Origin of the sequence: Lujinxingia vulgaris, assembly GCF_007997005.1 — a bacterium.
Classification (GTDB): domain Bacteria; phylum Myxococcota_A; class Bradymonadia; order Bradymonadales; family Bradymonadaceae; genus Lujinxingia.
Genome location: NZ_VOSL01000141.1, coordinates 18378 through 29038 on the forward strand (window position 1 = coordinate 18378; position 10661 = coordinate 29038).

General features: G+C 65.3%; 6 protein-coding genes. 1 reads left to right on the top strand and 5 read right to left on the bottom strand.

Translation table 11 applies throughout. The annotated features are described in order from the left end of the window. Positions 1-410: 410 nt before the first annotated feature. A complete protein-coding gene (locus tag FRC96_RS19160) occupies positions 411-1547 on the top strand; it encodes a DUF819 family protein (RefSeq protein WP_146976926.1) in 1137 nt (378 codons plus the stop codon). On the opposite strand, the gene FRC96_RS19165 is transcribed toward FRC96_RS19160, so the two are convergent. From FRC96_RS19165 to FRC96_RS19185, 5 genes are all read right to left on the bottom strand, one after another. Further along, positions 1520-4009 (bottom strand): PH domain-containing protein, encoded by a 2490-nt coding sequence (locus tag FRC96_RS19165; protein WP_146976928.1) that lies wholly within the window; start codon positions 4007-4009, stop codon positions 1520-1522. The genes FRC96_RS19160 and FRC96_RS19165 overlap by 28 nt on opposite strands. 36 nt (positions 4010-4045) lie before the next feature. Then, a complete protein-coding gene (locus FRC96_RS19170) occupies positions 4046-4660 on the bottom strand; it encodes a hypothetical protein (RefSeq protein ID WP_146976930.1) in 615 nt (204 codons plus the stop codon). Between the two features lie 79 nt (positions 4661-4739). Beyond that, entirely contained in the window at positions 4740-7178 is a 2439-nt protein-coding gene (gyrB, locus tag FRC96_RS19175) for a DNA topoisomerase (ATP-hydrolyzing) subunit B (protein ID WP_146976932.1), read from the bottom strand. 284 nt (positions 7179-7462) lie between these two features. After that, entirely contained in the window at positions 7463-8302 is an 840-nt protein-coding gene (locus FRC96_RS19180) for a fumarylacetoacetate hydrolase family protein (RefSeq protein ID WP_146976934.1), read from the bottom strand. 9 nt (positions 8303-8311) lie between these two features. Beyond that, positions 8312-9814: a hypothetical protein gene (locus tag FRC96_RS19185; RefSeq protein ID WP_146976935.1), complete on the bottom strand. Its 1503-nt coding sequence runs from the start codon at positions 9812-9814 to the stop codon at positions 8312-8314. Positions 9815-10661 lie beyond the last annotated feature (847 nt).

Sequence of the window (10661 nt, forward strand, 5' to 3'; positions counted from 1 at the left end):
TGTGGGTCGATCGGGCTGAGCGTTGAGGGGTTCGCGGGTTGTGGTTAGGTGGTTGCGGGACGCCGGGGTTCGCGGGGGTTGGGAGGTTTGTGGTTAGGTGGTTGCGGGGCGCCGGGGTTCGCGGCGTGGGTCGATTCGTGCGTGCCGAGCGCCCCAGGACGACGCTGGCTGTGTCGCTGCGTCGTCGCGGTAGCGCTGCTACACGCTCCTCCTTGCTCCTTGCCAGGCGTCGCCCTGGATGCGCTCGGGTTGGGGGGCGCGCCCGCGTACGAGGACCCGTACGAGTACCAGAACGAGGACCCGTACGAGTACGAGCCCCAGCCCGACCTACCCCCATTTGCCCCTCGCCACCCGCCGGGCGATGATGCCCATGAGTCGCGAATCCAGGCCGATCAAACAAGGTGGCACGCATGCTCTGGACGTTGGTGGTGGTCGTTGTAGCCCTGGGGATGCCCGCGCTTGCACGGTATCTGGAAAAACGCCATCGGGCGTTTGAGGTCTTTCATCCCGTGCTGCTCTGTTATGCGGCCGGCATCCTCCTGGCGAATACACCCGGTGTGGTCGTTGACGAAGCGGTGGCGAAGACGATCAGCGAGGCGGCGATTCCGCTGGCGATTCCGCTGCTTCTTTTTTCGAGCGATGTGCGCGCGTGGCTTAAGCAGGGGCGGCCGGTGCTGGTGTCCTTCGGGTGCGCGGTGGTCTCGGTGCTGGTGGTGGTGGCGCTGGCCAGCGGGTGGATGGCCGGGTGGTCCGACGAGTCGGCAAAAGTCGCCGGGATGATGGTCGGGGTCTACACCGGGGGGACGCCCAATATGTTGAGCGTGGGGCGGGCGTTGGAGGTGAGTCAGGAGGTGTTTGTGGCGATGAACGCCGCCGACGTGGTGGTGGGCGGGGCGTACCTGCTCTTTTTGCTCAGCGTGGGGCAGGTGGTGTTTCGGGCGTGGCTGGGGGATGCGCCGGACGACGCTGTGGCGCTGGCGGACGAGGAGGCGAACGAGACGCCGGTGGCGTTGCGTGGCATCTGGCGGGAGGTGGCGCTGGGGGTGGGGGTGTCGCTGGGGGTGGTGGTGTTGAGCGCGGGGTTTTCGTGGCTTGTGACGGGGGGCATCTCGGTGGCGCTGGTGATGCTGGGGATCACCACCGGGGGGATCGCCGGGTCATTGTGGCCGAGGGTGCGGGGATTACGCGGCACCTATGAGGCTGGGGAGTACCTGATCCTGGTGTTCTGTGTGGGGATCGGGGCGCTGACGCGGCCAGCGGCGCTGATGGGGGTGGGCGCCGAGGTGGTGATGGCGATGGGGGTGGTGATGCTGGGGTCGGTGGTGTTGCACGCGCTTCTGGCGAAGGTGATGCGGGTGGACGCCGACACCTTTCTCATCACCTCGACCGCCGCGATCTACGGGCCGCCCTTTGTGCCCCTTGTCGCCGAGCGGCTGGGGCGGCGAGCGTTGATTTTGCCGGGGGTGGCGATGGGACTGTTGGGGTTTGCGCTGGGCAATTATCTGGGGGTGGCGATGGCCTACGCGCTGGGCTGGGTGGGGGCGTAGCCGCTCTTTGTGTCGATGGCCTCGTAGATGGCGCGCGGGTCGGAGACCGGTCCCATCGAGATCTCGGGGGAGGCGCTGCCGACCGTAGAGATCTGCACGTTCCCGACCTTGAGCGCGGTGTCGAGCGGGCCGCGGGAGGTCTGCACCTGGTCGATGCGGTTGAGCAGCACGGTGGCCCGGGTTTTAAACCAGATCCCCTGGTCGACGCGCACTCGGTCGAGCTCCAGGGTGTAGGTGATGTGCGCGGCGCTTAGCCGGAAGTAGGCAAAGAAGAGGGGCAGAAAGGGGATGGTGACCACCGCGGCGGCGGTGGCGGCCGTGTTTTGAATGACCGCGGCGCGGATCACCGGCTTGAACTCGTGGGTGATGTCGGTGCGGCGTCGGGGGGCCTGGCGCGTCTGGCGAGGCGGGTGGGCGAAGAGCAGATCGTCGAGGCGCTCGTGCAGGGCTGTGAGGTTGGGAAGATGCCCGATGCTCAGCGCGCTGGAGCCGCCGCCCCCGGAGATGGTCACGCCGCCGGTGTCGAGGCCGGGGTAGCGCGTGGTGCGCACGTCTTTGGCGTGGTGCAGCGCCATCAGCTCGCGGGTGTGAATCAGGATGCCCCCGCGGGTGGCCAGGTGGTGATCAAAGAGCTCCAGGCGACACGTCGGCGCGTAGAGGGCCTCGTGGGCAAAGGCGCCAAATCCACCGAGCAGAATCAGCGCGCAGGCCAGCAACGCGGGCTTCAAGAAGATCACCGCGACGATCGCGCCGATGGCGGTCAGCGCGCAGATCACCAGCAGGGAGAGCTGGCTGTAGAGCAGGGTGGCGGTGGTGGGCTCGGCGCTCAGCGTCTGCCGGGGGGCAGCCTCGCCAAAGCCCAGGCCCTTTTCGATGCGGGGGATGACCCGGTCGGCGTCGGGGATATGCGCGAGCTTGAGCACGTTGGCCGCCCCGATGGAGCTAAAGCGGAAGGTGGCCGTATTAAGCCAGCGGTCGATGGGCGACTGCGAGATGGAGAGGCGCGTGATCTTCTCGAGCGTGAACTCGGTGGTCTCTTTATTAAACAGACCGCGGGTCAGGCCGACCTTCTGGTCGGTGATTTCGGCCTCGGTGATCAGGTAGTCCTGGATCGCTTTGCCCAGTGAGCCGACCACGATCGCCACCAGCGCGACCACCGCGATGATGCCGCCCAGCGCCGTCAGATCGCTCTCGTCGGCGATGGAGAAGAGAAAGAGCGCCCCGCCGATCACCACCATGATCGGAGCGACGACGAGGTTGGCGAGTGCGCTTGAGACGATGCTCGGTTTGAGGCGCAGCGAGGGGAGCCCGGTCGGGATCCAGCCGGCCGGCGGGGCTGCGCTTGGCTGCGCGGAGCTCACTACTGTCCTTGATTCACGCGCCGGGCCCCCATCGCTCAATCCGGGGGATGAGGGGAAGGAGGAGGTGTCGTGATTGCCATCGGCCCGGATCACCCCGGCGGCGTCGTGCCGGGTGCTCGGGCCGGCGGTCGGGGCGTCGGTGATCTGGATCAGATGGCCCAGGTTTTTGCGAAAGGTCTTCGCGTTGGGCATCGAGGGAAAATGAATGTCGGCGCTGCTCCCCTGGCAGCTGATGATGACGTCGGCCATCCCCAGCAGGTTTTTCAAAAAGGGCTGGTGGATGTTGGTGTCGGCCAGGTTTTCGATGGGGATGAGGCGTCGGCTGCGGGTGAGGAAGCCGTCCTCGTAGTCGACGACGTCGTCGTAGAGCGAGTAGACGCGCTTGTTGAGATCGATGATGCGGATGATCTGAAAGGCCAGCGCGCCGGCGGCGAAGGTGAGCAGCAGCCCGACGCCGGCGCCCATGACAAGGGCCGACTCCAGCATCGAGGGATCTTCAAGGAGCATCGGGGCGAAGGCGATCAGGAGCACAAAGGGGATGCCTACCACCGGGTTGTTGCGGGAGCCGGCGTCCATGAGCGTGCCCAGAAAATGGGGCTCTTCGCGCTGGACGAGGTTCTGGCGGGTGATCACAAAGCCGTTCTGGCGCAGGCGCTCTTCGAGCAGCTGGTAGAGGGCCTCGGGCGCGTCGACCGAGATCAGCGGGGCACCGGCGGCGGAGCCAGCGGCATGCACCTTAAGGTGCCCGGTCTGGTAGATGCGGTGCTCCAGCCAGGGCAGCGTCAGCTCGATCTGGGTGACGTTGCGAAAGGGCAGATCGAGCACGTTCTCGCTGAAGAGCGAGCCGTAGTGGCAGATGATGCGGTCGTCGAAGATCTCAAAAAAGGTCTTCTCCAGAGCGGCCTGGCGCTCGAAGTAGACAAAGACCGAGATCATCGCACCCAGCACCGGCCAGCCCAGCATCAGGGCGGAGGGCTCCAGGATCGCCGCGTGCGCGACCATGGCGAGGAGCGCGGCGCCCAGGCAAAAGGCTGCCGCCCAGAGGGTGGGGCGGAGCACGAAGGGGCGGGCGTTGGGGCGAAGGATCCGGGGGCTGGCCATAGGAGCCTCGTCTGGTGAAAAGAAGGGGGCTGGCGCTCAGGATTTTTTGGGTTCGGCGGCGACGCGTGTCTCGGCGTCTTCTGGCACCTCGGCATCGTCTGGTGCCCCGGCGTCGTCCTGCGCCTCGGCATCGTCCGGCACCTCAATGTCGAGGTGCTGCAGGAGCTCCGCCATCAGATCTTCGAGATCGGTGAGGAAGGCAAAGGGGGTGAAGATGGGGATCTGAATATGCTGGCCGGCGGTGCGAAGATCCAGGCGCGCGCGGGTCGGCGAGAGCGTCATGCCCTCAAAGTCGAGGGTCTCCCGGGTGATGAGCGGCCATTCGACGCGCCAGGCGTTGTCGTTGTTGCCCACCAGCAGGCAGCGCTCGGAGGTGGCCACAAAATGCTTGCGCGCGTAGTTGGAGCCGTACGAGACCATGCTGCACAGAGAGAGGCCCAGCGCGATCAGGACGATGAACGCGGCGGTGTAAAAGCCCCCCAGGCCTGCGACAAAATAAAGGATCACCGCGGCCAGAAGGCTTATAAGCCCCAGGCCCAGCGCCAGCCCCATGACGGGGATGTTGAGCTGGTAGCGGAAGAGTCTGGCGCCGGGCTCGTCGTTTAAGGTCTGCTGGACGGCCGGACCGCTTAAGAGTCGAATGCGGGACACAGGCAACCTGCATGTGAAGGGGCGGCGCTGGCGAGGAGGAGAGAGCTGCCAGGCCGCCCCGCAGGCGCCCGAAGTCGCGTTAGATATCGAGGTTACGCACGTCGAGGGCGTGGGTCTCAATGAACTCACGGCGCGGCTCGACCTGGTCGCCCATCAAGACGGTGAAGAGAGCGTCGGCCTCGACCGCATCCTCGATGCGCACCTGCAGCATCGTGCGCGCCTCCGGATCCATCGTCGTGTCCCAGAGCTGGTCCGGGTTCATCTCGCCGAGACCCTTGTAGCGCTGGATGGTCTGGCCTTTGCGGCCGGCAGCGAGCACCCGGTTGAGCACCTGGGCGATGGAGGTGAGCGGCTCGGTCTCTTTGCCGTCGTCGACAATGACGTGCTCTCCGAGGGCCTCAAAGGCGCGGCGGATGCGCAGGAGCTCTTTGTAGTCGACGCCGGAGAGGAAGGCGCGGTCGAGACGTGAGGTGATCGAGGTGCCCGAGACGCGGCTCTTCCACTGCGCCACGAAGAGGTCATCGAGCTCGGCGTCTTCGAGGATCTCGGGGGTGCGCCAGGGCACCGTGGTGTAGCTCTGGCGCAGGCGCTCCAAGAGCTCCTGGCTGCGGGAGGTGAGGCGCTCTTTGTCCTGGAGATCTTCGATGGTGAAGTCGGCTTTAATGGCTTCTTCGACGACGCGATCGTCGTGGTTGCGGGCCACGCGCTCGAGCACGCTGCGGTACTTGAGCAGGTCGTCGATGAAGGTGGCCAGTTCGTCGCCGGAGAGCTCTTTGCCGTTTTCGCCGCGCAGGGTCAGGGCGTTTTTGGCGTTCTCAATGAGGCGATCGTTCAGCTCACGCTCGTCCTTGAGGTACTCCATGGAGCGGCCGCGCTTGATGGAAAAGAGCGGCGGCTGGGCGATGTAGAGGTAGCCGCGGGCGATGATCTCGGGCATCTGCCGGTAGAAGAAGGTCAAAAGCAGGGTGCGGATGTGGCTGCCGTCGACGTCGGCGTCCGTCATGATGACGATGTTGTGGTAGCGCAGCTTCTCAATGTCGAAGTACTCTTGGCCGATGCCGGTGCCCAGGGCGCTGATGATCGTGGAGATCTCGTTGTTGGAGAGCATGCGATCAAAGCGCGCTTTCTCCACGTTGAGGATCTTGCCGCGCAGCGGGAGAATGGCCTGGAACTTACGGTTGCGGCCCTGCTTGGCGGAGCCACCGGCGGAATCACCCTCGACGATGTAAAGCTCGCTCTCCTCGGGCTTACGCGACTGGCAGTCGGCGAGTTTGCCGGGGAGCGCGGAGATCTGCAGCGCGCTTTTGCGGGAGATCTCGCGGGCCTTGCGGGCGGCCTCACGGGCGCGGGAGGCGGCGATCGCCTTCTCGATAATCGCCTTGGCCACCGAGGGGTTTTCTTCCAAAAAGATCGCCAGGCGCTCGTTGACCACCGACTCCACCGCGCCCTTGATCTCGTTGGAGACGAGCTTGTCTTTGGTCTGGCTGGAGAATTTGGGGTCGGGCATCTTCACCGAGAGCACCGCGGCGATCCCTTCGCGGATATCGTCGCCGGTGATGGACTCTTTGAGCATGCCGTTGGAGACGCCGTAGAGGTTCACCGTGCGGGTGAGCGCGCCGCGGAAGCCCGAGAGGTGGCTGCCGCCGTCGCGGTTACGGATGGTGTTGGTGTAGCAGAAGATGTTCTCGTTGTAGGAGTCGTTCCACTGCATGGAGACTTCTACGGTGATGCCCTGCTCGGGGAGCTCTTTGGTGATGTAGATGGGCTCGTCGTGCAGGGGCGACTTATTTTTGTTGAGGTCGGCGACAAAGGAGTTGAGCCCGCCCTCGTAGTTGAAGTCGTGGCGCTTGTTGTCGCGCTCATCGATGATCACGATGCGCACGCCGCTGTTGAGGTACGAGAGCTCGCGCAGGCGCTGGGAGAGCACGTCGAAGGAGAAGCGGGTGATCTGGAAGATCTCCGGATCGGGCAAAAACGTGATCTTGGTGCCGGTGGTTTTGGCTTTGCCGATCGAGCGCAGGGGCTCTTTGGGCACGCCGCGGTCGTACTCCTGGGTCCAGATCTGGCCGTCGCGGCGGATCTCCAGGACGAGGCGCTCGGAGAGGGCGTTGACGACCGAGACGCCCACGCCGTGCAGGCCGCCGGAGACTTTGTAGGAGTTCTGGTCGAACTTCCCGCCGGCGTGCAGCACGGTCATGATGACCTCGGCCGCGGAGCGGCCCTGCTTTTTGTGCATATCGACCGGGATGCCGCGGCCGTTATCTTCGACGGAGATGGACTCGTCGGTGTGGATGGTGATGGTGACCTGATCGCAGTAGCCGGCCAGGGCCTCGTCGATGGAGTTATCGACGGCCTCGTAGACCATGTGGTGGAGGCCGGAGCCGTCGTCGGTGTCTCCGATGTACATGCCGGGGCGCTTGCGCACCGCCTCGAGGCCTTCGAGGACCTGAATGGATTCGGCGTTGTAGTCGGAGCCCTGGGGGGCGGCGTCTTGAGGGGTCTGGTTATCTTGGGCCATAGTACGTCTAGCCTGGGTCGGTGGGTCACAACCAACAAGGGCGCTCGGGATCTTTTGTGGCGCGCCCTTTGGGGGGCGCAGCCGGAAGCGAGCGCGAGGTCAGCGATCGTAAAAGGAGCAAGCCACAGGCCCCCTTCACATGGCGAGTTGGGACTCGCCGGGGGTGGCGCGCTCAAGCGTCGCGGGAAGGTAACACAGGGGGGCAGGGGCGTCTATCCCGGCGGGGTGCGAGCAGGCGTGTGGATCGGGGGGAGAGGCCTCATTCGCGAGCGCGGCGATGCGGGTTACCCGGGGGGGGTGTCGTCGGCACGTCGCACCGGGTTATGCAGGGTGCCGATGCCATCGATGGTCACCTCCACGCTCTGGCCGTGGGTGATGGGGCCGACGCCGGCGGGGGTGCCGGTGAGGATGACGTCGCCGGGCAAGAGCGTCATCGCGCTTGAGATAAACGCCACGACCTCGGGGAGCCCGAAGATAAAGTCGTCGAGGCGTGTCTGCTGGCGAACCTCCCCGTCGACGCGGCAGGTCAGGGAGTGCTCGGCCGGGTTGAAGTTGGCGGTCAGCGCGACGGCCGGGCCCAGCGGCGCAAAGGTGTCAAAGCCCTTGGCGCGGGTGTAACGCGATTCGCGGCGCTGGATGTCGCGGGCGGTCACGTCGGTGGCGCAGCTAAACCCAAAGATCCCCCGCATCGCATCCTCGGCGCGCACCGCTTTGAGGCGCTCGCCAACGATCATCGCGAGCTCACCCTCGTGGTGAACCTCCTCGGAGGCCGCGGGCAGCTCGATGGCTTCATCGGGGCCGATGACGGCCGTGGAGGGTTTGAGGAAGATAAGGGGTTCTTGAGGGATGGCTTTGCCCATCTCCTCGGCGTGGGCCCGGTAGTTCAGCCCGACGCAGACCACCTTGGTGGGGCAGGCCGGGGCGAGCAGCTGCGCGCGATCTTTGCGGATGCGCGCCCCGTCTTCGGAGAGCGGGCGGCCGTCGCGGATGGCCTGATGCAGCTCGGCGACGTCACCCTCCAGGGTGACAAAATGCTCGCCATCGCAGCGGGCGTAAACAGGACGACGCCCGGCTGGATGCGCGATGCGCACCAGCCGGGCACAGAGGTTGTTTCGTGTTGACATGATGGTGGCTCAGCCCTGCTGACCGGCGGCTTCGGCGGCGGCCTCCTGGGCCTTCTTCATCGCCTCTTCCTGCTGGGCCTGGATGCGCTCAAACTCCGCCTCGCGCTCGGCGATGTAGCGGTTGATGGCGTTGAAGTCCTTCTCGAGCGTCCAGGTGTAGTCGCACTGCAGCTGGATGCTGGCGTCGTCAGGCAGACGGCGGGTCTCGGCCTCATCCTTCCAGTTGCACTCCCAGGTGCGGCGGTTGATCGAGGTCAGGAAGTTCGGCAGCTCGTCGTTGTCGGGGAAGGCCAGCTCCAGACGGTCACCGCGGTCCGGCGGGGTGTCGACGCGAAGCTGCATCTCTTTGAGCTCACCGCTCTCCTCATCCTTGATGTAGTAGGTGCCAAAGGTCACCGGGGTGCGCAGCTCTTCGCCATCTTCGTTGAGCGCGACGTTGTTGTTGAGCAGGATCTGCGCGCCGGAGGGGATGGTGTTGATGGTGGCCTCACCGTAGAAGTCGTTGTCGAGATCCGACTCCATACGCTGGGCGAATTCCTGGCCGTATTTCGCGTCGATGGGCACCAGGTTGGCGTTGTAGTTGAAGCGGTAGTCGCCGTTGCCGCCGTCCTGCCACATGCCTTCGGTCAGGGTGATGGTGGCGGGCTGGTGGCCCGGCGCGGTCACTTCAATGTGGTGGGTGTCGCGCACCGAGAGGTTCTGGATGGCGGTGCTCGGACCCAGCTCCAGCGCGCGCCAGGGGCCGTCTTCGCCGCCGACCTGTCCGTACTGGATCTGGCCGTTGAGCTTGATGGTGGCGCCCACCGGGTTGCCGGTGATGGTCAGGTTGCCGTAGCGGGGCATCGCAGCGAGCTGGGCGGCCAGGTGCTCTTCTTCGGCCTGCTGGGCGCGGCGCAGCATCTCTTCCTGGTAGTTGCCCTGCAGCAGGAGCATGAAGTCGTCGCCAAAGCCGGTGAAGTGATGCAGCATCGCCAGCATGCCGACCACCAGCACAACGACTACGCCCACGAGCACTTTGGTCATGGGGTTTTTGGGCGCCGGGATGTCTCCCAGATCGTCATCGTCGAGGTAGGTCGAGGAGAGGTCGATGTCGTCGTCATCGTCGGACTTCGAGGGGGTGAAGACGCCCTCGATGCCGGCGGTGGCGGCTTTCGACTTCTTCTTTTTGGGCGCGGCCGCTTTGGGCTCGGCCTTCTTCGCTTTTTTGGGCGCGGGGGCCGCTTCGACCTCGTCGCTCTCGTCGGCAGTGCTCTCATGCTCGCTGCTCTCGTCGGCAGCGCTCACCACGTCGTCGTCGACGTCGACCTCTTCGGCTTCCGAGGCCGCGGCGAGCTCTTCTTCGATCGCCGCGCCGATATCATCGGTGGGGGGCGCCGGCGGGGTGTCCGAGGCTTTTTTCTTCTTTTTCTTCTTCTTGGTGCCACCGGGCACATCGAAGATGCCGCCGATGCCGGACATCATGTCGTCGGATTTTTTGGACTTTTTATCGGTGTTCTTGGTGTCGTCAGACATGTGCCTGTGCTCCGTTCGTGCGGGGCGGTGCGCCCTGTCAGAAAGGCCACCTTCGAGTGACCCGCTGCGATTCAAGTTGGGGAAGTTACGGGCTCCTCTCCAACACTGTCAAGGCGCTGTGCCGAGCGCACCAGGACGACGCTGGCGGCGTCGTCTGGGATTCGCGGTAGCGCTGCTACAGCTTCATCCCAGCCTCCTTGCCAGACGTCGCCCTGGATGCGCTCGGTGCCGAGCGCCCCAGGACGACGCCAGCGGTGTCGCTGCGTCGTCGCGGTAGCGCTGCTACACGCTCCTCCTTGCTCCTGGCTGGACGTCGCCCTGGATGCGCTCGGATCTTTTATTATGCGGGGGAGTTGGCTGCGTCGCCTGGGATTCGCGATAGCGCTGCTACAGCTTCATCCCAATCTCCTTGCCCATTCGCCGCCCTGGATGCGCTCGGTGCCGAGCGCCCCAGGACGACGCCAGCGGTGTCGCTGCGTCGTCGCGGTGGCGCTGCTACACGCTCCTCCTTGCTGCCAGGCGCCCCAGGACGACGCCAGCGGTGTCGCTGCGTCGTCGCGGTAGCGCTGCTACACGCCCCTTCTTGCTCCTGGCTGGACGTCGCCCTGGATGCGCTCGGGTCTTTTGGTATGCGGGGACGTTGGCTGCGTCGTCGCGGTAGCGTTGCTACAGCTTGCTCCTTGCTCCTTGCTCCTTGCTCCTTGCTCCTTGCTCCTTGCCGGGCGTCGCCCTAAAGACCGCCGGATTTTGGGGTATGCGGAATCAGGAAGTGCACGGTGTGGCGAGCTGCTGTCTGGAAGCAGCGAGCAATCGCGAGTAGGCTTCGGGGGCCGCGGCCTGCTGAGTG